Source organism: Herminiimonas sp. CN (assembly GCF_000622895.1).
Lineage (GTDB): Bacteria > Pseudomonadota > Gammaproteobacteria > Burkholderiales > Burkholderiaceae_D > AVCC01.
In genome coordinates this window covers 22,269-44,445 of record NZ_AVCC01000016.1, presented here as the reverse complement: position 1 = coordinate 44,445, position 22,177 = coordinate 22,269, and the positions used below count along the sequence as shown (strand labels likewise).

General features: G+C 61.0%; 18 protein-coding genes. 11 read left to right on the top strand and 7 right to left on the bottom strand.

The genetic code is table 11. The annotated features are described in order from the left end of the window. The first annotated feature begins 11 nt into the window (after positions 1 to 11). The 3 genes from map to HMCN_RS0105675 all read left to right on the top strand — a co-directional run bounded on the left by map (position 12) and on the right by HMCN_RS0105675 (position 4,216). A complete protein-coding gene (map, locus tag HMCN_RS0105685; protein WP_025916468.1) occupies positions 12 to 842 on the top strand; it encodes a type I methionyl aminopeptidase in 831 nt (276 codons plus the stop codon). A gap of 2 nt (positions 843 to 844) precedes the next feature. Beyond that, positions 845 to 3,397 carry a [protein-PII] uridylyltransferase gene (locus HMCN_RS0105680; protein WP_025916467.1) on the top strand — a complete coding sequence of 851 codons (2,553 nt, stop codon included), beginning with the start codon at positions 845 to 847 and terminating at the stop codon, positions 3,395 to 3,397. 72 nt (positions 3,398 to 3,469) lie between these two features. Beyond that, entirely contained in the window at positions 3,470 to 4,216 is a 747-nt protein-coding gene (locus HMCN_RS0105675; protein ID WP_025916466.1) for a pseudouridine synthase, read from the top strand. A gap of 166 nt (positions 4,217 to 4,382) precedes the next feature. Here the strand turns inward: HMCN_RS0105675 and def are convergent, their stop codons facing one another. Genes def through smc form a run of 5 tightly spaced genes read right to left on the bottom strand, consistent with a single transcriptional unit; the run spans position 4,383 to position 12,491 of the window. Next, the gene (def, locus tag HMCN_RS0105670) at positions 4,383 to 4,916 is read right to left on the bottom strand and encodes a peptide deformylase (protein WP_025916465.1); all 534 of its coding nucleotides are present in this window, start codon (positions 4,914 to 4,916) and stop codon (positions 4,383 to 4,385) included. A gap of 16 nt (positions 4,917 to 4,932) precedes the next feature. Continuing rightward, positions 4,933 to 5,811: a UTP--glucose-1-phosphate uridylyltransferase GalU gene (gene galU / locus HMCN_RS0105665; RefSeq protein WP_035625986.1), complete on the bottom strand. Its 879-nt coding sequence runs from the start codon at positions 5,809 to 5,811 to the stop codon at positions 4,933 to 4,935. Positions 5,812 to 5,821: 10 nt separating this feature from the next. Continuing rightward, positions 5,822 to 7,870: an NAD-dependent DNA ligase LigA gene (gene ligA, locus HMCN_RS0105660; protein WP_025916463.1), complete on the bottom strand. Its 2,049-nt coding sequence runs from the start codon at positions 7,868 to 7,870 to the stop codon at positions 5,822 to 5,824. After that, positions 7,870 to 8,964, bottom strand: coding sequence for a cell division protein ZipA C-terminal FtsZ-binding domain-containing protein (locus HMCN_RS0105655; RefSeq protein WP_025916462.1), 1,095 nt, complete (start codon positions 8,962 to 8,964; stop codon positions 7,870 to 7,872). Before HMCN_RS0105655 ends, ligA begins: the two co-directional genes overlap by 1 nt. Beyond that, the gene (gene smc, locus HMCN_RS0105650) at positions 8,961 to 12,491 is read right to left on the bottom strand and encodes a chromosome segregation protein SMC (RefSeq protein ID WP_025916461.1); all 3,531 of its coding nucleotides are present in this window, start codon (positions 12,489 to 12,491) and stop codon (positions 8,961 to 8,963) included. Before smc ends, HMCN_RS0105655 begins: the two co-directional genes overlap by 4 nt. 221 nt (positions 12,492 to 12,712) lie before the next feature. Here smc and dapC point away from each other — a divergent pair, with 221 nt between their 5' ends. From dapC to HMCN_RS0105615, 7 genes are all read left to right on the top strand, one after another. Continuing rightward, entirely contained in the window at positions 12,713 to 13,945 is a 1,233-nt protein-coding gene (gene dapC / locus HMCN_RS0105645) for a succinyldiaminopimelate transaminase (RefSeq protein WP_025916460.1), read from the top strand. Positions 13,946 to 13,962: 17 nt separating this feature from the next. Next, the gene (dapD, locus tag HMCN_RS0105640) at positions 13,963 to 14,790 is read left to right on the top strand and encodes a 2,3,4,5-tetrahydropyridine-2,6-dicarboxylate N-succinyltransferase (protein WP_025916459.1); all 828 of its coding nucleotides are present in this window, start codon (positions 13,963 to 13,965) and stop codon (positions 14,788 to 14,790) included. 269 nt (positions 14,791 to 15,059) lie between these two features. After that, positions 15,060 to 16,199: a PilT/PilU family type 4a pilus ATPase gene (locus tag HMCN_RS0105635; protein ID WP_025916458.1), complete on the top strand. Its 1,140-nt coding sequence runs from the start codon at positions 15,060 to 15,062 to the stop codon at positions 16,197 to 16,199. Next, complete coding sequence (locus HMCN_RS0105630) at positions 16,196 to 16,582, top strand: ArsC family reductase (protein WP_035625983.1); 387 nt, start codon at positions 16,196 to 16,198, stop codon at positions 16,580 to 16,582. The genes HMCN_RS0105635 and HMCN_RS0105630 overlap by 4 nt, the downstream gene beginning before the upstream one ends. Further along, a complete protein-coding gene (gene dapE, locus HMCN_RS0105625; protein ID WP_025916456.1) occupies positions 16,579 to 17,706 on the top strand; it encodes a succinyl-diaminopimelate desuccinylase in 1,128 nt (375 codons plus the stop codon). The genes HMCN_RS0105630 and dapE overlap by 4 nt, the downstream gene beginning before the upstream one ends. Before the next feature lie 13 nt (positions 17,707 to 17,719). After that, positions 17,720 to 18,631 (top strand): 50S ribosomal protein L3 N(5)-glutamine methyltransferase, encoded by a 912-nt coding sequence (gene prmB, locus HMCN_RS0105620; RefSeq protein WP_025916455.1) that lies wholly within the window; start codon positions 17,720 to 17,722, stop codon positions 18,629 to 18,631. A 131-nt stretch (positions 18,632 to 18,762) separates the two neighbouring features. Then, positions 18,763 to 20,745, top strand: coding sequence for an ATP-binding cassette domain-containing protein (locus HMCN_RS0105615; RefSeq protein ID WP_035625980.1), 1,983 nt, complete (start codon positions 18,763 to 18,765; stop codon positions 20,743 to 20,745). A gap of 7 nt (positions 20,746 to 20,752) precedes the next feature. On the opposite strand, the gene HMCN_RS0105610 is transcribed toward HMCN_RS0105615, so the two are convergent. Then, positions 20,753 to 21,127, bottom strand: coding sequence for a VOC family protein (locus HMCN_RS0105610; RefSeq protein WP_025916453.1), 375 nt, complete (start codon positions 21,125 to 21,127; stop codon positions 20,753 to 20,755). Between the two features lie 79 nt (positions 21,128 to 21,206). Next, complete coding sequence (locus HMCN_RS19155) at positions 21,207 to 21,464, bottom strand: hypothetical protein (protein WP_155837421.1); 258 nt, start codon at positions 21,462 to 21,464, stop codon at positions 21,207 to 21,209. A gap of 29 nt (positions 21,465 to 21,493) precedes the next feature. Here HMCN_RS19155 and HMCN_RS0105605 point away from each other — a divergent pair, with 29 nt between their 5' ends. After that, entirely contained in the window at positions 21,494 to 22,054 is a 561-nt protein-coding gene (locus tag HMCN_RS0105605) for an NADPH-dependent FMN reductase (protein ID WP_025916452.1), read from the top strand. Positions 22,055 to 22,177 lie beyond the last annotated feature (123 nt).

The following is a 22,177-nucleotide window of genomic DNA, read 5'->3' as shown; positions in this document are numbered from 1 at the left end:
AGCGCCCCATCATGTCTTCTATTTCAATTAAAACCCCCGACGATATCACTGGCATGCGCATCGCCGGCAAACTTGCCGCCGAAGTCCTGGATTTCATTGCGCCTCATGTCAAGGTAGGCGTCACCACAGGTGAACTCGACCGCCTTTGCCATGAATACATGATCAATGTGCAAGGCAGCATTCCAGCCCCGCTGAATTATTGCCCGCCGGGCTACACCCCTTATCCGAAAGCTATCTGCACCTCGATTAACGACGTCATATGCCATGGTATCCCGGGCGACAAGGTGCTCAAGAGTGGCGATGCCATCAATCTTGACATCACGATCATCAAGGATGGCTATCACGGCGATACCAGCCGTATGTTCCTAGTGGGCGAACCGTCGATCCTGGCACGGCGCTTGAGTCTGATTACCTATGAATGCATGTGGCTGGGCATTTCGAAAATCAAGCCTGGTGCGCACCTGGGCGATATCGGCTTTGCAATCCAGCAGCACGCGGAGAAATCCGGCTATAGCGTGGTGCGCGAATTCTGCGGCCACGGCATCGGCAAGGTGTTCCACGAAGAGCCGCAAGTGCTCCACTATGGCCACCCCGGCACGCTGGAAGAGCTCGCACCGGGCATGGTTTTTACCGTGGAGCCAATGATCAATGCCGGCCGGCGCGAAATTCGCGAAATGGGCGATGGCTGGACCATCAAAACCAAGGATCGCAGCCTTTCCGCGCAATGGGAACATATGATTCTGGTGACCGAAACAGGCTATGAAGTACTCACCGTATCTGCCGGAATGCCGCCGCCGCCGGCATTCATTGCCAATACGCCAGCCAGCCTAGTCACTATCTGAGCATGGCATCGCTTGCGATGACGCTAAAGCAGCAGCTGAAGTCGGAACGGCAAGCCGCGATCCTGGCATTCCAGTCGGATGGCAAACCCGACAAGCTCCTGAAGACCTTGTGCAAAAACGTCGATGTCGCGCTGATGCACGCCTGGCAGGCGCTTGCGCTGCCGTCTTCGGTGGCGCTGGTGGGCGTAGGCGGCTATGGCCGGGGCGAGCTATTCCCCTGTTCGGACGTCGATTTGCTCATATTGCTGCCATCCAAGCCCGATGCCGCGCTGCAGTCGACACTGGAACAAATGGTACAGCTGCTGTGGGATATCGGACTGGAGATCGGCCATAGCATCCGCACCATCGACGAATGCCTGAGCGAGTCCGATGCCGACATCACGGTCAAGACCAGCCTGCTGGAAGCGCGACTGGTAACCGGCAACCGGAAGTTGTTTCAGTTTTTCCAGGCCCGGTATGTCGCGGCGATGAATCCGCAGGCGTTCTTTCAGGCCAAAATGCTGGAATTGCATCAGCGTCATGCTAAATATGAAGACACGCCGTACAGCCTGGAGCCGAACTGCAAGGAAAGCCCGGGCGGATTACGGGATTTGCAGGTCATCCTGTGGGTCGCAAAAGCAGCGGGTTTAGGCAATTCCTGGCGTGAACTGGCCGAGAGGGACTTGATCACGGCTACCGAAGCGCGCCAGTTGATGCAGAAAGAACGCGCCTTCAAGGATATCCGCATCCGCCTGCATATCCATGCAGGCCGGCGCGAAGACCGCTTGCTGTTCGATGTGCAAACGCCGATTGCCCACAGCTTCGGCTTAGCCACCACCGACGCCAGCAGGGCCAGCGAACTTCTGATGCAGCGCTATTACCGGGCGGCCAAAGCTGTCACCCAGCTAAATACCATCTTGCTGCAAAACATCGAAGTACGGCTGTTCCCGCAACCGATCACGGCACGCTCGATCAATGAACGCTTCAATGAAGTCAATGGCTTCATTGACATCGTCCAAGACGACACTTTCGAAACCCATCCTTGTGCAATGCTGGAAATATTCCTGTTGCTGGCGCAGCATTCGGATCTGGAAGGGATGACGGCGCGCACCTTGCGCGCGCTGTGGCATGCCCGCTTCGGCATCGACGAGGCGTTCCGGCGCGAACCGGCCAACCGGGCCTTGTTTCTTGCCATCCTGAAAGCACCGGAAGGAATCACGCATGCGCTGCGGCGGATGAACCAGACCGGCATTCTGGGCCGCTACCTGCCCAACTTCAGCCGCATCGTCGGCCGGATGCAGCACGATCTGTTCCATGTGTACACGGTAGACCAGCACATTTTGATGGTGGTGCGCAACGTGCGCCGCTTCACGATGACAGAACATGCGCACGAATACCCGTTCTGCAGCCAGTTGATGGGCAACTTCGCCCAGCCCTGGCTGCTGTATATCGCAGCCTTGTTCCACGACATTGCAAAAGGCCGTGGCGGCGACCATTCGAAGCTGGGCATGGTCGACGCTGCGAAATTCTGCAAGGATCATGGCTTGAGCGCCATTGACACCGAGTTGATCGTTTTTCTGGTTGAAAACCATCTGACCATGTCGCAAGTCGCACAAAAGAAGGATTTGTCGGACCCCGATGTAATCCGCGACTTTGCCCAAACGGTAAAGGACGAGCGCCACCTGACCGCACTGTATTTGCTGACCGTGGCCGACATCCGGGGCACCAGCCCCAAAGTCTGGAATGCCTGGAAAGGGAAGCTGCTGGAAGACCTGTACCAACTGACATTGCGGGTACTGGGCGGCGAAACGCCCTCGACCGACCGTGAATTCAGAAACCGCCAGGAAAAGGCGCTGAAAACGCTGCGCCTGTACGGTTTGCCGGCCAACGCCCACGAAGCGCTCTGGAAACAGCTCGACGTCGCCTATTTCCTGCGCAGCGACGCCGCCGATATCGCCTGGCAAACCCGCTCGCTGTACGACAAGATCGACAGCAAGGTGCCGATCGTCAAGAGCCGGCTGGCGCCGATCGGCGAAGGCTTGCAGGTAACGGTCTACATCAGGGACCAGCCCGATCTGTTTGCCCGCATCTGCAGTTACTTCGACCGCAAGAATTTCAGCATTCTCGACGCCAAGATCCACACCACCCGGCACGGCTATGCGCTCGACACCTTTCTCGTGACGGAACCGACTTTCGCCAATAACTACCGCGACATCATCAACCTGATAGAACACGAACTGACCGAACTGCTGCAAAGCGCTGCGCCGCTGCCGGCGCCGTGCAAGGGCCGGCTGTCGCGCATGTCGCGCACCTTCCCGATCAAGCCGACGGTCAATTTGCGCCCGGACGAGCGCGGCCAGTATTATCTGCTGTCGGTTTTCGCCAACGACCGCAACGGTTTGCTGTATGCGATTGCGAACGTGCTGACGAAGTACAAGGTGAACCTGCACATGGCAAAAATCATGACGCTGGGCGAGCGTGTCGAAGACGTTTTCCTGATCGACGGCCCGCTGCTGAATCATGCCAAAACCCAAATCCAGCTCGAAACCGATTTACTGGAAGCGCTGCGCGTATAATCGTGCGCCTTCGAGCGCAGATTTCGTCTTCCGCAACTTCCCCCACATCATCTTGAATTTACACTTGCCGCCATGTCTGAACCTCTCCGCCTATCCAAACGCATGTCTGAACTGGGTCTTTGCTCACGGCGCGAAGCCGACGCGTGGATCGAGCGCGGCTGGGTCCGCGTCGACGGCGTGGTGGTATCGACCCTGGGCAGCAAGGTCTTGCCGCACCAGAAAGTCACGGTCGAACGCCAGGCCAGCGCCGAGCAATCCAAGCGCGTCACGATCCTAATCAACAAGCCGATGGGCTATGTCAGCGGTCAGGCCGAGGATGGCTACACGCCGGCGGTCGCACTGGTAAAGGCGGAAACGCGCTGGAAGGAAGATGCCGCGCCGGAAAAATTCCATCCAACCCAGTTGCGCAGCCTGGTGCCGGCCGGGCGGCTCGATATCGATTCGGTCGGCCTGCTGGTTCTGACCCAGGACGGCCGCATCGCCAAGCATTTGATCGGCGCCGACACCAGCGTCGAAAAGGAATATCTGGTCAGGGTGGAGCACACCAAACCGGGCAAGCTGCCCGACAGCCAGCTAAAACGCCTGAATCACGGCCTGATACTGGACGGCAAGCCGCTGCTGCCGGCCCGGGTCAAATGGCAAAACGAGGATCAGCTCAGCTTCATCCTGCGCGAAGGCAAGAAAAGGCAGATCCGCCGCATGTGCGACATGGTGGGCCTGAAAGTGCTCGGCCTGAAGCGGGTGCGGATCGGCAACGTCACGCTGGGCGACTTGCCGACCGGGGAATGGCGTTACCTGCGCGCCGATGAGCGCTTCTGATTCAAGAAGCGCCGAGAACACCACAAAAATTACAATAATGCAGGGGTATAGCTATAAATAGCTAATTTTCCGCATGTTTTGTATGCGGCATATAAAATTACCTACTACAGTATAAATCATGGCCAAAGCCGGTCATGAAAGCCGCTGCAGCCGGCTTTCACCATCCTCATTCGTCATGATCCGCGCTCAGCTCCGGAAACAGCACGTCCGCATAACCGAACTGCCGCATGTCGCGGATCCGCATCGGGTACAGGATGCCCTCCAGATGATCGCATTCGTGCTGCACCACGCGCGCATGAAAGCCGTCCACATCGCGGCTGATGCGGTGGCCGAACTGGTCGCGGCCTTCGTAATGCAGCATTTTCCAGCGCGGCACCATGCCGCGCAGGCCGGGCACCGACAGGCATCCTTCCCAGCCGTCCTCGGTTTCCTCCGACAGCGGCGTCAGTTGCGGGTTGATCAACACCGTTTCCGGCACCGCCGGCGCCTCCGGATAGCGGGAATTTTTGCCGAAGCCGAAAATCACCAGCTGCAGATCGACCCCGATCTGCGGCGCGGCCAGTCCGGCGCCTTGGACCGCGTGCATGGTCTCGAACATGTCCTGGATCAGTTCGTCCAGTGCGAAGTTGGCAAACTGCGTCACCGGCTGCGCCTGGCGCAACAACCTCGGGTCGCCCATTTTCAGAATTGGCCGAATCATGCTGATCTGCTCCCCATCAGAATGAAAGAGTGCGCAAATAGTCGGCGAACGCCGCGCCGGTTTCCGGATGTTTCAGGCCCAATGCGACGCTGGCTTGCAGGTAGCCGAGCTTGGAGCCGCAGTCGTAGCGGGTGCCGCGATAGCGGTACGCATACACCGCCTCGCTTTGCAGCAGTTGGGCAATCGCATCGGTCAGCTGGATCTCGCCGCCCATGCCTTTGCCCTGGTGTTCCAGGTAATCGAAAATCCGGTTCGACAGGACATAGCGGCCGCTGACGGCCAGCGTCGACGGCGCATCTTCCGGCGCCGGTTTTTCAACGATGCCGTGCATCCGCTCCAGCCGCTCGCCGTGCGGCGTGCTGCTGACGATGCCGTATTGCCGCGTCAATGCGCGCGGCACATCCTGCACTGCGACGATGCTGGCCTGCTCTGCTTCATACAACCGGGTCATTTGCGCCATCACCGACGGCTGGCCGCAATCGGCATCCATCAGGTCGTCGGCCAGCAGCACCGCAAACGGTGCGTCGCCGATCACCGGGCGCGCGCACAGCACCGCGTGCCCCAGCCCCAGCGGCGCCGGCTGACGGATGAAGATGCAATTGATGTGCGGCGGGATCACGCTGCGCACCAGCGCCAGCAAGTCTTCCTTGCCGGCCGCTTCCAGCTCGGCCTCCATTTCATAGGCCTTGTCGAAATGGTCTTCGATCGCGCGCTTGTTGCGCCCGGTGATGAATACCATGTCGGTGATGCCGGCCGCCACCGCTTCCTCGACCGCGTACTGGATCAGCGGCTTGTCGACAATCGGCAGCATCTCTTTCGGTTGCGCCTTGGTGGCCGGCAAGAAACGGCTGCCGAGGCCGGCTACCGGAAAAACAGCTTTTGTGATTTTTTTCATGATTTCTTTTTCAATGTTCCTGCAACAGGCGCAGCAGACCTGCTTCATCGATGATGGCAATGCCCAATTCCTGCGCACGGGCCAGCTTGCTGCCGGCGTCCTCCCCGGCCACCACCACGCTGGTTTTTTTGGAGACCGAACCGGCGACCTTGCCGCCCGCCGCCTCGATCATCGCAGCAGCCACGTCGCGGGTCAGGGTCGGCATGCTGCCGGTGAGCACGAAGGTCTGGCCGAGCAGAGGGCGCGGCCTGGCTTCGGCGGTACTGCTTTCTTCCCAGCGGACACCGGCCGCGCGCAATTGCGCGATCAGTTCGAGATTCAGCGGGTCGGCAAAGAACGCGATGATCGAGCCGGCCACCACCGGGCCGACGTCGGCCACTTCCAGCAATTGCGCATCGGACGCCTGCAGCAAGGCGTCCAGCGTGCCGAAATGGCTGGCCAGCGCCTTGGCGGTGGCCTCGCCGACATGCCGGATGCCCAGCGCGTAGATGAAGCGCGCCAGCGTGGTCGACTTCGATTTTTCCAGCGCATCCAGCACGTTCCGGGCTGATTTGTCGGCCATGCGCTCAAGTTCGGCCAACCCGGTCAGGCCGAGCTGGTACAGGTCGGCGGCGGTGGTGACGACCTGGCGGTCGACCAACTGGTCGATCAGTTGCTCGCCCAGGCCTTCGATATCCATCGCCTTGCGCGAGGCGAAATGCTGCAGACCGCCCTTGCGCTGGGCCGCACACTTGATCCAGCCGCCGCAGCAGCGCGCGATCGCCTCGTCTTCCAGCCGCACGATGGCCGAGCCGCACACCGGACAGTGGCGCGGCATGACGAAACGGCGCGCATCCTGCGGCCGCAGTTCGGGCACATGGGCCACCACTTCCGGTATCACGTCGCCGGCGCGGCGCACGATGACGGTGTCGCCGATGCGGATGTCCTTGCGGTTGACCTCGTCCTCGTTATGCAGCGTCGCATTGGTCACCGTGACGCCGCCGACGAACACCGGCGCCAGCCGCGCCACCGGCGTGATCGCGCCGGTGCGCCCGACCTGGACCTCGATATCCTCCACCAGCGTCAGCGCCTCCTCGGCAGGAAACTTGTGCGCCAGCGCAAAGCGCGGCGCGCGCGACACATAGCCCAGTTTTTGCTGCTCGGCAACGGAGTTCACCTTGTACACCACGCCGTCGATGTCATACGGCAATTGGGCACGCTTTTGCCCGATAGCATTAAAATACTCCAGCAGGCCAGCCGCGCCACCGCATGTATTGCGTTCGTTACAGACAGGTACTCCCATGCTGACATACCAGTCGAGGAGTGCTGAATGGGACGGCGGCAGTTCCGCGCCCTCCAGCGCGCCGATGCCGTAGGCGAAAAAACGCAGTGCGCGCTGGGCCGTGATGCGCGAATCGAGCTGGCGCAGGCTGCCGGCGGCGGCATTGCGCGGATTGGCGAATTCCTTTTGTCCGGCGGCCCGCTGGCGTGCATTCAGGCGGGCGAAATCGGCCTTGTACATCAGGACTTCGCCGCGGATGTCGAGCAGCGCCGGCGGCGTGGCGGTATTCAGCCGCAGCGGGATCGCGCGCACGGTGCGGATGTTTTCGGTCACGTCCTCGCCGGTGGCGCCGTCGCCGCGGGTGGCCGCCTGAACGAAGATCCCATGTTCATAGCGCAGATTGATCGCCAGGCCGTCGAATTTCAGCTCGGCCGCGTATTCGACTTCCTGCCGGTGATAACCCAGCGCTTCCCGGGCGCGACGGTCGAAGGCGACGATGTCGGCTTCCTCGAAGCCGTTGTTGAGCGACAGCATCGGCATCGAATGCGTGACCTGCGAAAACTGGCCGAGCGGAGCCGCGCCGATGCGCTGGGTCGGCGAATCGGCGCATATCAACTCGGGATGCGCGGCTTCGAGCGCCTGCAGTTCGCGGAACAACTTGTCGTATTCGGCGTCCGGGATGGTCGGCTGGTCAAATACGTAATAGGCGATGTTGTGCCGGCCCAGCTCGGCGCGCAGCCAGGTTGCGCGCGCCTGCCAGTCGGCCGGGTCGGGGGCCGGAAAGGATGCGGCCGGCATCAGCGGAACAGGCGCTGCGCCCGATTCGAGCCGGCCGGGATTTCCGCGGCCTCCATGTCATCGTAGAACGCGGCGACCTGGGCGGCGATTTCGGCCAGTGCTTCCCCCGACAGAATCTGGTCGCCATCGTCGACCACCGATCCGTCCAGTTTGCCGGCCATCACCCGGGCGCAAGCGGTCATCGCACCGAAACCGTCGCGCAGCGGCGCCACGCAAGGCACCTCCAGCAACAGGGTGAGCCGGGCCGTGGTGGCGGCGCCGGCAGGCGCGTTGGCCGACAGCAGAAACAGATTGCCGCCGTCGCCGTCGGGCATACTGAAGCGGCCGTCCGGGCGCTGCTCGAAGCCCTGTTTTTCCAGCATCGTGCGCAAGCTGTCCAGCGCCCACGGCGCACCGTTGCTGCGGATATTGATGCCTAATTGCGCGTCATGTTCGGTGATGAAGCTATGCAGTTCGCGCGCAACATCGACCACTTCGGCCATATCGGGCACATCGGGTTCGGCGCCCAGCTGATCGGCCACCTCGCGCAGCCGCATCACCAGCTCGGAATACTCCAGCTCGTTCAATGCGCTGCTGCGGTTGGCAAGTTGCACGCCTGCCTGCAGCGCGCTGTAGGTGCCGCCGCTGCGCACCGCTTCCCACACCTGATCCTCGCGCAGGCCGATGAAATGAATCGGTTTGCCGCCGATCTGGCCCAGGGTTTGCAGCGCCGGCAATATCTGTGCGCCATGCACTGTGCCTTCCAGCATTAGCGGGATGTTGCAGTCGATCAGCGGGTCGAGCGGCAGATCCTGCGCCGGCAACGGCATCTGCGCATCCGCAGCGTCCCTGGCGGCAGCATCCGCAGGAACCGCGTCGGCAGTTTCGTCGGCGTCAGCAGCGCTGGTGTCGGGCGCAGCAAAGCTGGGTTCGTGCCGGGTATCGGGAGCGCCGTCGGCGGCTGCCGCAGGCTGCATCAGGACGTCGTCATGATCGTTTGAAAAAGCGCGTTGAACGCTTTTCCTGGACTTGTGTTCCTGCCATTTGTTGTAGGAGATGACACCGACAACGATGGTGCCGCCGATGGCGATTAAGCTGATTTGTAGGTCTGTCATGCGGCTTGGCCCTCTAAAGCGAAATTGGCGGCGGACTGCATGTCCACCGCCACAATACGGGATACCCCTTGTTCCTGCATCGTTACGCCGATCAATTGTTGCGCCATTTCCATCGCGATCTTGTTATGCGAGATGAACAGGAACTGGGTTTTCGAAGACATGCGTTTGACCATATTGCAAAAACGCTCGGTATTCGAATCGTCCAGCGGCGCATCGACTTCGTCGAGCAGGCAAAACGGGGCGGGATTGAGCTGGAACATGGAAAACACCAGCGCAGTGGCTGTCAAGGCCTTCTCTCCGCCGGAAAGAAGGTGAATTGTTGCATTTTTTTTGCCGGGCGGTTGCGCCATCACCTGCACCCCGGAATCGAGGATTTCATCGCCGGTCATCATCAGCCTGGCCTGGCCGCCGCCGAACAGGATCGGGAACAGTTCGGCAAAATGGCCATTGACCTGGTTGAAGGTTTCCTGCAATAGCTCGCGGGTTTCCTTGTCGATGCGGCGAATCGCATCTTCCAGCGTATTGATGGCTTCGGTCAGGTCGGCATTCTGCGCATCCAGGAAGTTCTTGCGCTCGGCTGCCTGCGCCAGTTCGTCCAGCGCAGCCAGATTGACTGCACCCAGCGCGGCGATGGCATTGGTCAGCCGCGTGACTTCGCCCTGCAGATAGGACGGCCGCAGATCCGGCCCCAGTTTGGCACTCAGGGCGGGCTCGTCGGCCTCGGCGTCGCGCAATTGCTGGGAAAATTGCTCCTGATTCAGGCGCGCGGCCTGCTCCTTCAACTGCAACTCCATGATCTTGTCGCGCTGCGGCTGCAGATTGCGCTCGGTTTGCGCGCGCCCGTCTTCTAGATGGCGCAGCTTTTGGGTGATCTGGTCGAGCTCATGGCGCGCGTCCGATAGCGCGCGCTCCTGCTCGCTGCGCTTTTCCAGTAGCGATTGCAGGCCGGCGTCGGTGGTCTGGTCGTTCAGGCCTTCCAGCTCCAGCGTCCCCTGTTGCATCGTCACCGCCAGCTGCGACGACTGTTCCAGCGCGGTGGCGATATTGCGCTTGAGCTCATCCATCTTGCTGCGCTGCGACTTTTCGGCAAATACCGCATCCTGTGCGGCCCGTTCCAGCTCGCGCAGGCGCTGCCTGGCGTCGGCCAACTGCAACTCTTTTTCCAGGTAGGCGGTCTGGCCATCCTCGTGCGCGCCCTGCAACTCGGCCAGCGCGGCATCCAGTTCTTCGAAACGGGCTTCGGATTCGACCCTGGCCTGTTGCTGCTCGGCTTCCTGCCCGGCGATTTCAGCCAAATCGCCGGCAATCTGGCCGCTGCGCTGGTTGAAGCGTTCCTGCACTTCGGATAATTTGACGACTTCCATCTGCAGGCCGTGCACCGCTTGCGTCAGGCTGGCGACGCTCTGGCGGCTGTCCTGCAATTGCCGCGCCGCCTGCGACAGCGCCGCCTCGGCCCGCACCGCACGCGACCGGGCTTGCTCGGCCGGCAATTGCTGGGCGCGCAGCTGCTTGCCGAGGTTTTCGATCTCCTGCTGGCGCGCCAGCATGCCGTCCTGCTCGGAGTCGGCGGCGTAAAAACGCACGCTGGCGCGGCCGATCAGATGCCCTTGGCGGGTCACGAAACAGCCGCCCAGGGGCAAATCATTGCGCTGCGCGAAGGCGCTGGCAGCGTCCTCCGCCACAAAAAATCCCTGCAGCCAGTCCTGCAGCAAAGCGCGCAAGCCGGGGTCGTTCAGTTTCAACAGGCTCAGCAGCGGCTTGCATCCGGCCGGCGCATCGTCGCCCGGCGGCGCCATCACGACATTCGGCGAGAACAGCGCCAGCTTGGCCGGCGGCGCATCGCTGAAAAAGGCCTTGGCCCAGTCCAGATTCGAGACTTCCAGCGCTGCGGTGCGCTCGCGCAGCACCGACTCCAGCGCGGTTTCCCAGCCCTGCTCGATCTGCATCTTCTGCCACAGGCGCGGCAATTCGCCCAAGCCGTGCTTGTCGAGCCAGGGTTGCACCTTGCCCTGGGTCTGAACGTTTTCCTGCAACTGCCTGAGCGCCTGCAAGCGTGCCTCCAGCTGCGCGTTGGCGGCCGCCTCCTGATTGACCTGCGCCTGCGCCTCGTTGCGCTCCTGCTCCAGCAGCGGTTGCTGCTCCTGGGCGATCTCCAGTTGCTGCGCCGCTTCTTCCAGCGCCGCCTGCTTCTCTTCCAGCTGCATTTTCAGATCGGCCAGATGCGTGCTGTCCGGCATCTGCAACCCGCTTTTCTCTTGCGCCAGCCGTTCGCGCCGCGCGCTCAGGCCGTTCAGGATGTTCGACGCATTGCGCTGATGCGCCGATTCGAGCTCGATCTGCTGCTGCGCCTGCATGATCCTGGCGCGCGATTCGGTGGTGCTGGCTTGCGCGGTGCGCCAGTCCTGTTCCAGCTGCGGCAGCTTGTCGCTGGCCTGCTGCAGCACTTGCTGCGCATGCTCGACCAGCGCGGCCTGTTCTTCCAGGCTGAATTCGGCCTCAGCCAACTGATCCTGGTTCTGCTGGCTTTGACGCTGCCATTGGTCGCGCTGGGCGGTCAATGCGGCCAGCTGGTTTTGCAGCCGGTTGCGCGACTCGATGACAAACTTGATCTGCGCTTCCAGGCTGCCGATCTCGGCATTGGTCTGGTACAGCTCGCCCTGCGCCTGATGCATGCGGTCGCCCGTCGCGTAATGGCTCTGGCGCATCTGCTCCAGTTCCAGCTCGACATGGCGCAACTGGGCGGTGTGCTGCTCCAGGTCGGTTTGCGCCTGTTCGATCTCGCGGAAATATTTTTGCTGCTCGATGAGCGCTTCATTCTTGCGCAACAGCCACAGCAACTTCTGCTTTTCGTCCTGCTCGGCCTGCATCTGGCGAAATTTTTGCGCTACCGCCGCCTGCGCTTCCAGCTTTTCGAGGTTGACCGTGAGTTCGCGCAGGATGTCTTCGACCCGGAGCAGATTCTCGCGCGTGTCGTGCAGCCGGTTTTCGGTTTCGCGGCGGCGCTCCTTGTATTTGGAGACGCCGGCGGCCTCTTCCAGGAAAACCCGCAACTCTTCCGGGCGCGCCTCGATGATGCGGGAAATCATGCCCTGGCCGATGATCGCGTAGGCGCGCGGCCCGAGCCCCGTGCCCATGAAGATATCCTGAATATCGCGCCGCCGCACCACTTGGTTATTGATGTAATAGCTGGAAGTGCCGTCGCGCGTGAGGGTGCGCTTGACCGCGATTTCCGCGTATTGCCCCCAGGCGCCGGACGCGCGGCCGTCGGCATTGTCGAAAATCAGCTCGACCGATGCGCGACCAGCCGGCTTGCGGTGCGTCGAACCGTTGAAAATAACGTCCTGCATCGATTCGCCGCGCAACTCGGAAGCCTTGGATTCGCCCAGAACCCAGCGCACCGCATCGATGATATTCGACTTGCCGCAGCCGTTCGGCCCCACCACCCCGACCAGTTGCCCCGGCACCTGGAAATGCGCCGGTTCAACGAAGGACTTGAATCCCGATAATTTAATGGACGATAGGCGCACGTTGGAGGCAGTTCTTCTCTTGAAAAATTACAGGCTGACGATTATCGCCTAATAATAAGGGAAAACCTGTCGTAAAAAGCCGCAATGATACACTTTACCGAGCCATTTTGAGCCTCGCTTGCTGCAGTGCACACCAAGCGCACATCGGTATAATGGCGCGATCCCGGTTTGGCTCCAAGCATAAATCGCTTCATTTTCGTCAATCACTCGTCCCTTGCCCCGTGAATCCACTCCTACAAAAGCTCCAGTCCTACCCTTTCGAGAAACTGCGGCAGCTCTTTACAGGCGTCACGCCGAATCCTGCGTTCAGCCCGATCAGCCTCGGCATTGGAGAACCGAAACACGCGACGCCGGCCTTCATAAAACAGGCGCTGACGGATAATCTGGCCGGCCTGGCCAGCTACCCCAGCACCGCCGGCAGCGATGCGCTGCGCGGCGCGATCGCCGGCTGGCTGGAACGGCGCTACAACTTGCCCAAACTCGACGCGGCCAGCCAGATCCTGCCGGTCAACGGTTCGCGCGAAGCCCTGTTTGCGCTGGCGCAGACCGTGGTCGATCGCTCCCGGGGCGACGCGCTGGTGATGTGCCCGAATCCGTTTTATCAGATTTACGAAGGCGCCGCCTACCTGTCCGGCGCCGAACCGTATTTCGTCAATTCCGATCCGGCGCGCAACTTTGCGCCGGATTATGCCGGCGTTGCGGCAGCCGTCTGGCCGCGCGTGCAATTGCTGTATGTCTGCTCGCCGGGCAACCCGACCGGCGCGGTGCTGACGCTGGATGACTGGCAAGAATTGTTCGCGCTGTCCGACCGCTACGGCTTCGTGATTGCCTCCGACGAATGCTATTCCGAAATCTATTTCAAGCCGGAAGCGCCGCTGGGCGCGCTGGAAGCCGCGCACAAACTGGGACGCGGCGACTATCCGCGCCTGATCGTGTTTTCCAGCCTGTCGAAACGCTCGAACGTGCCCGGCATCCGTTCCGGCTTTGTGGCCGGAAACGCCGAGCTGATGGGCAAATTCCTGCTGTACCGCACCTATCAGGGCGGCGCGATGAGCCCGCCGGTGCAGGCCGCCTCGATCGCCGCCTGGAACGACGAAGCCCATGTAGTGGAAAACCGCGCCCAGTACCAGCGGAAATTCAGCCAGGTCACGCCGCTGCTGCAAACGGTGCTGGAGGTCGATTTGCCCGATGCCGGCTTCTACCTGTGGGCCGATGTCAGCCGCAGCGGGCTGTCCGATGTCGAATTCGCGCGGCAACTGTATGCCGAATATAATGTGACGGTTTTGCCGGGCAGTTACCTGGCGCGCGAAGCGCACGGCGTCAATCCGGGCAGCAACCGCATCCGCATGGCCCTGGTGGCCGAGGTCGACGAATGCCTGGAAGCGGCGCGCCGCATCGTCGCATTCGCCCAAAAGCACGCAACAACAATTAACCACGCACCAATCAACCATTAACGTACAAGAGCACTCCAATGACCCAGCAACTCCAGCAAATCATCGATGCCGCGTGGGAAGACCGCGCCAATTACTCACCGAAATCCGCCCCCGCCGAAGTGCGCGACGCCGTTGCCCACGTGCTGGAACAACTCAACGACGGCAGCCTGCGCGTGGCGCAGAAGGACAGCGGCGACTGGGTCGTCAACCAGTGGGTCAAGAAAGCGGTCCTGCTGTCGTTCCGGCTGGAAGACAACATCGTCATGCCGTCCGGCGAGCACATGCAGTTTTACGACAAGGTGCCGACCAAGTTCGCCAATTACACCGCAGCCGACTTCGAAAAAGGCGGCTTTCGCGTGGTGCCGCCGGCAGTTGCCCGCCGCGGCAGCTTCCTGGGCAAGAACGTGATCCTGATGCCGTCGTTCGTCAACATCGGCGCGTATGTCGATGAAGGCACGATGGTCGATGCCTGGGCCACCGTCGGCTCCTGCGCGCAGATCGGCAAGAACGTCCACCTGTCGGGTGGCGTCGGCATCGGCGGCGTGCTGGAACCGATGCAGGCCAACCCGACCATCATCGAGGACAACTGCTTCATCGGCGCCCGCTCCGAGATCGTCGAAGGCGTGATCGTCGAGGAGAACTCGGTGATTTCTATGGGCGTGTATATCGGCCAGTCGACCAAGATCTACGACCGCACCACCGGCGAAGTCACGTACGGCCGCATCCCGTCCGGCTCGGTCGTGGTGTCAGGCAACCTACCGTCGGCCGACGGCAAGTACAGCCTGTACTGCGCGGTGATCGTCAAGCGCGTCGATGCCCAAACGCGCTCCAAGACCGGCATCAACGAATTGCTGCGCGACGCCTGAAACGTTATGTAGGGCGCGCCATGCGCACCACCCACGCGTGGCGCACCCCACGAACAGAATAACAGAACGCGGAAAAACAAGGGGTATCGTTATTTTACAGTGCCCTCCGCACAGTTTTATTGCGGTTATGAAATATACCAGCAACAGTATATTTTTCTTGCGCCGGCGCGTCCGGCGCCCTTTTTCGTGTCTTCCGTGGGCACCATTTTCTCCATGATGAACATGCGCAGCATCCATCATTTACACAACAGACCAGTCGGGAGCGCAGGATGAGCATGGATCGTTTGTTTTCCCTGATGAAGGAAAAAGGTGCGTCGGACATGTTTCTGACCATCAATTCGCCGATCCACCTGAAAATCCAGGGCAATCTGATACCGATCAATCAGCAGAAGATGGACATGCAGCACATCCGGGCGCTGCTGTCCGAAGTGCTGTCCGCAGCCGACCTGACCAAGCTGGAACAGGAAAACGAACTCAATATCGGCATTCCGGTACGCGATGTCGGCCGCTTCCGTCTCTCCGCATTCCGCCAGCGCGGCACCATTTCGGCGGTGTTGCGCTTCATCCCGCACATCATTCCGGAGCTCGCCACGCTGGGCCTGCCGGGCGTACTGTCGGAACTGATCATGGACAAGCGCGGGCTGATCCTGCTGGTCGGCGCCACCGGCTCCGGCAAATCGACCACGATTGCCTCGATGCTCGATTACCGCAACGAGCTGCGCACCGGCCATATCCTGACGCTGGAAGATCCGATCGAGTTTTTGTTCAACAACAAGCGCTCGATCGTCAATCAGCGCGAAATCGGCACCGATTCCGCCAGCCTGGAGATCGCGCTGAAGAACTCGCTGCGGCAGGCGCCCGACTGCATCCTGATCGGTGAAATCCGCGACAAGGAAACCATGTCGGCCGCGCTCGCCTATGCGCAGTCCGGCCATCTGGTCCTGGCCACCCTGCATGCGAACAACAGTTACAACGCATTGAACCGCATCATCAGCTTTTACCCGATCGAAAACCGGCCGGCGCTGCTGCTCGACATTGCGTCGACGCTGCGCGCCATCATTTCGCAACGACTGGTGCGTTCGCCCGAAGGCAAGCGTCTGGCGGCGTCCGAAGTCATGCTCAACACCCGCCATGTATCGGAACTGATCGAAAAAGGCGAAATCACCCAGATCAAGGAAGCCATCGAAAAAAGCCTGTCGCCCGGTTCGCAGACTTTCGAGCAAACCCTGCTGCAGATGATCAAGAACGGCGCGATCTCGCAGGAAGAAGGCCTGGCCAATGCCGATTCGCCCACCAACCTGCTGTGGCAGCTCAACAATAACGAGCAATCGAGCAAACTGGCGCCGCCGGAAGCCCCGGCCGGCCGGACGGACGAGCCTTCGTTTACCGAATTCACCTTCAACCCATGAATGACTCCAACCCGAACATCACGCTGTACGGCATCCCCAACTGCGCTACCGTCAAAAAAGCCCGCAGCTGGCTCGATGCCCATGCGCTGCCCCACACCTTTCACAATTTCAAGAAGGATGGCGTAACGCCGGCCCTGATCGAAGCGTGGCTGCAGGATAACGGCTGGGAAGTCTTGCTTAACCGCAAGGGCACCACCTGGCGCGCGCTGGACGATGCGCGCAAAGCCGGCGTGACCGATGCCGCCAGCGCGATGGCGCTGATGTGCGCAGCGCCGTCCGTCATCAAGCGGCCGGTATTGACCATTGCCAACGCGGCTGCACAACACTCTTATGTCGGCTTTGCCGATGCCCTTTACCAACAGATTTTTACGCCAAAACCATGAGCAAAACCCTCGCGCTGACTGAAGAACTGATCGCGCTCACCTCCGTCACGCCGCACGACCAGGGCTGCCAGCAGCGCCTGATCGAGCTGCTGTCCCCGCTCGGCTTCGCGTGCGAGACCATCCAGTCCGGCGAGGTCACCAACCTGTGGGCGCGCAAGGGCACAACGCAGCCGCTGGTGGTGTTTGCCGGCCATACCGACGTGGTGCCGACCGGCCCGGTCGAGCAATGGCAGTCGGCGCCGTTTACACCGACGCAGCGCGACGGCAAGCTGTTCGGCCGCGGCGCCGCCGACATGAAGACCTCGATTGCCGCCTTCGTGGTCGCCACCGAAGAATTCATCGCCGCCCATCCCGACCACCAGGGCTCGATCGGTTTCCTGATCACCAGCGACGAGGAAGGCCCGGCCACCGACGGCACCGTGGTGGTCTGCAACCGGCTCAGCGAGCGCGGCGAACAGCTCGACTACTGCATCGTCGGCGAGCCGACTTCGTCCTTTGATCTGGGCGACACCATCAAGAACGGCCGCCGCGGCTCAATGGCCGGCAAGCTGACCATCAAGGGCATCCAGGGCCACATCGCCTATCCGCAACTGGCGAAGAACCCGATCCACCTGGCCGCGCCGGCGCTGACCGAACTGGCGGCCGAGGTCTGGGACCAAGGCAACGAATACTATTCGCCGACCTCGTTCCAGATGTCGAACATCCACAGCGGCACCGGCGCCTCGAACGTGATCCCGGGCGAAATCGTGATCGACTTCAACTTCCGCTTCTCGACTGCCAGCACTGCCGAGGGCTTGCAGCAGCGGGTACACGAAATTCTCAACCAGCACGGCCTGGAATACGACCTGCGCTGGACCATCAGCGGCTACCCGTTCCTGACGCCGCGCGGCACACTGAGCGACGCGCTGTGCGACGCGATCAAGACCGAGACCGGGATCGACGCCGACCTGTCGACCACCGGCGGCACCTCGGACGGCCGCTTCATCGCGCAAATCTGCCCGCAAGTGATCGAATTCGGCCCGCCTAACGGCAGCATCCACAAGATCGACGAATATGTCGAGCTGCGCTGCATCGAGCCGCTGAAGAACATCTATCGCCGCACGCTGGAAAACCTGCTGACCTGATACCGACATACCAATGACACATCCGACGCCAACCCACCCGTTCTCCACCCCGCGCGACCTGTTCCGTTACGCGATCACGCGCTTCAACACCGAAAAGCTGTTCTTCGGCCACGGCAGCAGCAATGCGCTGGACGAAGCCGCCTACCTGATCCTGCACACGCTGCAGCTGCCGCTGGAAACGCTCGACCCGTTTCTGGATGCGCGCCTGCTGCCGGAAGAAGTTGCAACCGTGCTGAAAGTCATCGAACGGCGCGCCGCCGACCGGGTGCCGGCCGCCTACATCACCCATGAAGCCTGGCTCGGCAGCTACCGCTTCTACGTCGACGAGCGCGTGATCGTGCCGCGCTCCTTCATCGCCGAACTGATCCCGACGTTTTTCTCGCCCTGGGTCGCCGACCCGGAAAGCGTGACCGACATCCTGGAGCTGTGCACCGGCTCCGGCTGCCTGCCGATCATGCTGGCCGATGCGTTCCCGAACGCCCATGTCGATACCGCCGACATCTCCCGCGATGCACTGGATGTCGCATTCATTAATGTTGCCGATTATGACCTGGAGGAACGCATCACCCTGATCGAGTCCGACCTGTACACTAACGTGCCGGACAAAAAATACGACCTGATCGTCAGCAATCCGCCATATGTGAACAGCGGCTCGATGGGGCAACTGCCGCAGGAATACCTGCATGAGCCGCAAATTGCCCTGGCCGGCGGCGGCGACGGCATGGATCTGGTGCGCAAAATCGTCGCCGGCGCGGCCCAGCGCCTGAACGATAACGGCGTACTGATGGTCGAAATCGGCAATGAGCGCGCGTTCGCCGAAGCCGCGTTTCCCGAGCTGGAATTGACCTGGGTTACCACCAGCGCCGGCGACGACATGGTATTTTTGATCACCGCCCAGCAATTGAAGCAGCAATTGAAACAATAAGTTTTCAAAACGCTGCATACGCAATGCGGGAGTCTGATCTCACGGTCATACTCCCATTTGTATTTTTAATAAGCACTTTAAATATATGCGGCAATGATATTATTTTACTGCATACTCCTTAGAAATTAATTATGATTCGGTTCCAGCAAGTCAGCCTGATGCGCGGCATCAAGCCCCTCCTCGAGAGCGTCGACGTCACCCTCAACCCCGGCGACAAGATCGGCCTGATCGGCGCCAACGGCGCCGGCAAATCCAGCCTGTTCGGCCTGTTGCGCGGCGAACTGCACGCCGACCAGGGCGAAATCGACTATCCCGCCAAATGGCGGGTCGCCTACGTCGCGCAGGAAACCCCGCCTTTGGTCCGCGCGGCGCTCGATTACGCGATCGACGGCGACATCACATTGCGCCGCCTGGAAGCGGACTTGGCGGCGCTGGAAGCGCAGCCGGACAGCATTGAGAACGGCATCGCGATCGGCAACCTGTACGGCGCGCTGGCCGACGCCGACGCCTACACCGTCAATTCGCGCGGCGAGCAACTGCTGCTGGGCCTGGGCTTCACGCTGGAGCAGATGCAGCAGCCGGTGGCCAGCTTCTCCGGCGGCTGGCGCATGCGGCTGAACCTGGCGCAGGCGCTGATGTGCCCGTCCGACCTGCTGCTGCTGGATGAACCGACCAACCATCTGGATCTGGACGCCATCATCTGGCTGGAAGACTGGCTGAAACGCTACACCGGCACGCTCCTGATCATCTCGCATGACCGCGACTTCCTGGATGAAGTGGTGAACGTGATCGTCCACATCGACGAGCGCAAGCTGAAACGCTATTCCGGCAACTACTCCGGCTTCGAGCGCCAGCGCGCCGCGCAGATGATCCTGGCCCAAGGCGCGATGGAAAAGCAGAACCGCCAGCGCGCCCATCTGGAATCCTTCGTCAACCGCTTCAAGGCGCAGGCCAGCAAGGCGCGCCAGGCCCAGAGCCGGATGAAGGCGCTGGAAAAGATGGCGGAACTGGCGCCGATCCGCGCCGCCGCCGAATTCTCGTTCGAATTCCGCGAACCCTTGAATGCGCCGAATCCGCTGTTGGTGATGGAAGACGTGAATGCCGGTTACAAGCTGAAGGACGAGTACGGCGACCAGGTCGGCGAAAAGGTCATCGTCAACAACATCAACTTCTCGCTGCAGATCGGCCAGCGCATCGGCCTCTTGGGCGTCAACGGCGCCGGCAAATCGACGCTGATCAAGACCATCGCCGGCGACATCGATCCGGTCACCGGCACCTTCACCACCGGCAAGGGCCTGACCATCGGCTACTTCGCCCAGCACCAGGTCGAAATGCTGCGCCACGACGAATCGCCGCTATGGCATCTGGCCAAGATCGCGCCGACCGTGCGCGAGCAGGAGTTGCGCAACTTCCTCGGCAGCTTCAACTTCCCCGGCCAGATGGTCACCAGTTCGATCGCGCCGTTTTCCGGCGGCGAAAAGGCGCGCCTGGCGCTGGCGCTGATCGTCTGGCAGCGCCCCAACCTGCTGCTGCTGGATGAGCCGACCAACCATCTGGACCTGGAAACCCGCGAAGCGCTGACCGACGCGCTGGCGCAGTTCGAAGGTACGCTGGTGGTGGTTTCGCATGACCGCCACCTGCTGCGCGCCACCACCGACCAGTTCATCATCGTCGCCAACGGCAAGCTGCAGCCGTTCGACGGCGATCTGGACGACTACAAGGATTGGCTGTTCCAGACCAAGCTCGGCAAGGGCACCGACGTGTTGCCGGTGCACAAGGATAAATCCGAAGACCTGCCGAAGGTGGCTCCGGTAGCCGCCGCGCCGGTCGTCGACAAACGCGACCAGAAACGGCAGGAAGCCGAACAGCGCCAGAAAACCGCTGCGCTCAGGAAGCCGCTCGAAGGCAAGATCAAGCGCCTGGAAGAGCAAATCGCCAAGCGTAACGAACAAAAAGCACAGATCGACGCCCAGCTGGCCGAGCCCGGCATCTACGACGCCGCCAACAAGGCCCGCCTGAAAACCCTGCTTACCGACCAGACCTTCTACACCAAGGACCTGGCGCAACTGGAAGCGGAATGGCTGGAACAGCAGGAAGAATTGGAAAAACTGTAAAGACAACTCAGGCGCAGCCCTCCTTTCCTTGCCACAATGCAAAACTGGCGCCGGTCGGGTCGGCAATCACGCTGATCCAGCCGTATTCTCCTATCTCCATCACGTCCTGGAGTATGGTTGCGCCCAGCGACCTGGCCTTTTCGGTGCTGGCCTTGATGTCGGCCACCCCGACATAGGCTTGCCAGTGCGGCGGCGCGTGCGGCGCCGGATTGATCATCATGCCGCCGCCGGTGCCCTCGCCCACCTTGATCATGGTGTAGGGCACGCCGCCGGCGGGCGCCGCGACATCTTCCAGCTTCCAGTCGAACAACTGGGTGTAAAACGCCTTGGCGCGCTCCAGGTCGCCGGTGTGCAATTCGATATGCACGAATGGATTTGCCATGATTTTTGTCTCCTTCTCAATGACCCGTATCGATACAACGCCAATAAATGGCGTCATGCGCCGCCCGGCAAAATCGTCATCAGGCGGCGGCATTGTCCAGTGTAGGATGTGCGATCCAAAGTAGCCAAGATTTAATCCGGCGCAATCCGGCCAGGCCGGCGTGGTAGCCAAGATTTAATCCGGCGCAATCCGGCCAGGCCGGCGTGCCGGCACAGCGGGAACCGCCCTGTGAGTTGCAGCAACATTCCGGCATTTCCGCACACCCGATTTGTGCCGTATTATTGATCCGGCCTTTCTCGTTTTCTTGGGAGATGGCAGGTTTTTTGTGTTTGAACAAAAATTTTGTTTCTTCACCAAAGGATCATCATGATTACCACCAAAAATGTAGCAATTCTGGTCGGCAGCCTGCGCAAGGAGTCGTTGAATCGGAAAATGGCACATGCGCTGATTGCGCTGGCGCCGCCCTCGCTCAAGCTGGAAATAGTCGAAATCGGCAATCTGCCCCTGTTCAGCCAGGATTTCGAGGCCGCGCCGCCAGCAACGGTGAGCACATTCAAGCAGCAGGTAGAGGCAGCCGACGCGGTATTGTTCATCACGCCGGAATACAACCGCTCGGTGCCCGGCGTGCTGAAAAATGCGATCGACGTCGGTTCGCGTCCGTATGGCCAGAGCGCATGGAACGGCAAACCGGGCGCGGTCATCAGCGTCTCACCGGGCGCCATCGGCGGCTTCGGCGCCAATCACCATTTGCGGCAGTCGCTGGTATTCCTGAACGTGCCGGCGATGACCCAGCCCGAAGCCTACATCGGCAACGCCGGCAGCCTGTTCGACGACAACGGGGCGATTGCCAGCGACGCCACGCGCGACTTCATGCAGAAATTCCTGCTAGCATTCGAACAATGGATCGAGCGCCATAGCGCGCGTTAAGATTCCTGCTCGTAAATCGGGGCACCGCGCGCGTTTTGCGCGGCTCCCGCACAAATATATACACGACCTGGTATTTTTCACATCCACGTAAAATAATACTGAAATTGCATGCTTTATGCATAT

Excerpts from the sequence above, each read along its gene's own strand:
- map (WP_025916468.1), top strand. The coding sequence starts at position 12 with ATGTCTTCTATTTCAATTAAAACCCCCGACGATATCACTGGCATGCGC.
- HMCN_RS0105680 (WP_025916467.1), top strand. The coding sequence starts at position 845 with ATGGCATCGCTTGCGATGACGCTAAAGCAGCAGCTGAAGTCGGAACGG.
- HMCN_RS0105675 (WP_025916466.1), top strand. The coding sequence starts at position 3,470 with ATGTCTGAACCTCTCCGCCTATCCAAACGCATGTCTGAACTGGGTCTT.
- def (WP_025916465.1), bottom strand. The coding sequence starts at position 4,916 with ATGATTCGGCCAATTCTGAAAATGGGCGACCCGAGGTTGTTGCGCCAG.
- galU (WP_035625986.1), bottom strand. The coding sequence starts at position 5,811 with ATGAAAAAAATCACAAAAGCTGTTTTTCCGGTAGCCGGCCTCGGCAGC.
- ligA (WP_025916463.1), bottom strand. The coding sequence starts at position 7,870 with ATGCCGGCCGCATCCTTTCCGGCCCCCGACCCGGCCGACTGGCAGGCG.
- HMCN_RS0105655 (WP_025916462.1), bottom strand. The coding sequence starts at position 8,964 with ATGACAGACCTACAAATCAGCTTAATCGCCATCGGCGGCACCATCGTT.
- dapD (WP_025916459.1), top strand. The coding sequence starts at position 13,963 with ATGACCCAGCAACTCCAGCAAATCATCGATGCCGCGTGGGAAGACCGC.
- HMCN_RS0105635 (WP_025916458.1), top strand. The coding sequence starts at position 15,060 with ATGAGCATGGATCGTTTGTTTTCCCTGATGAAGGAAAAAGGTGCGTCG.
- HMCN_RS0105630 (WP_035625983.1), top strand. The coding sequence starts at position 16,196 with ATGAATGACTCCAACCCGAACATCACGCTGTACGGCATCCCCAACTGC.
- dapE (WP_025916456.1), top strand. The coding sequence starts at position 16,579 with ATGAGCAAAACCCTCGCGCTGACTGAAGAACTGATCGCGCTCACCTCC.
- prmB (WP_025916455.1), top strand. The coding sequence starts at position 17,720 with ATGACACATCCGACGCCAACCCACCCGTTCTCCACCCCGCGCGACCTG.
- HMCN_RS0105615 (WP_035625980.1), top strand. The coding sequence starts at position 18,763 with ATGATTCGGTTCCAGCAAGTCAGCCTGATGCGCGGCATCAAGCCCCTC.
- HMCN_RS0105610 (WP_025916453.1), bottom strand. The coding sequence starts at position 21,127 with ATGGCAAATCCATTCGTGCATATCGAATTGCACACCGGCGACCTGGAG.
- HMCN_RS0105605 (WP_025916452.1), top strand. The coding sequence starts at position 21,494 with ATGATTACCACCAAAAATGTAGCAATTCTGGTCGGCAGCCTGCGCAAG.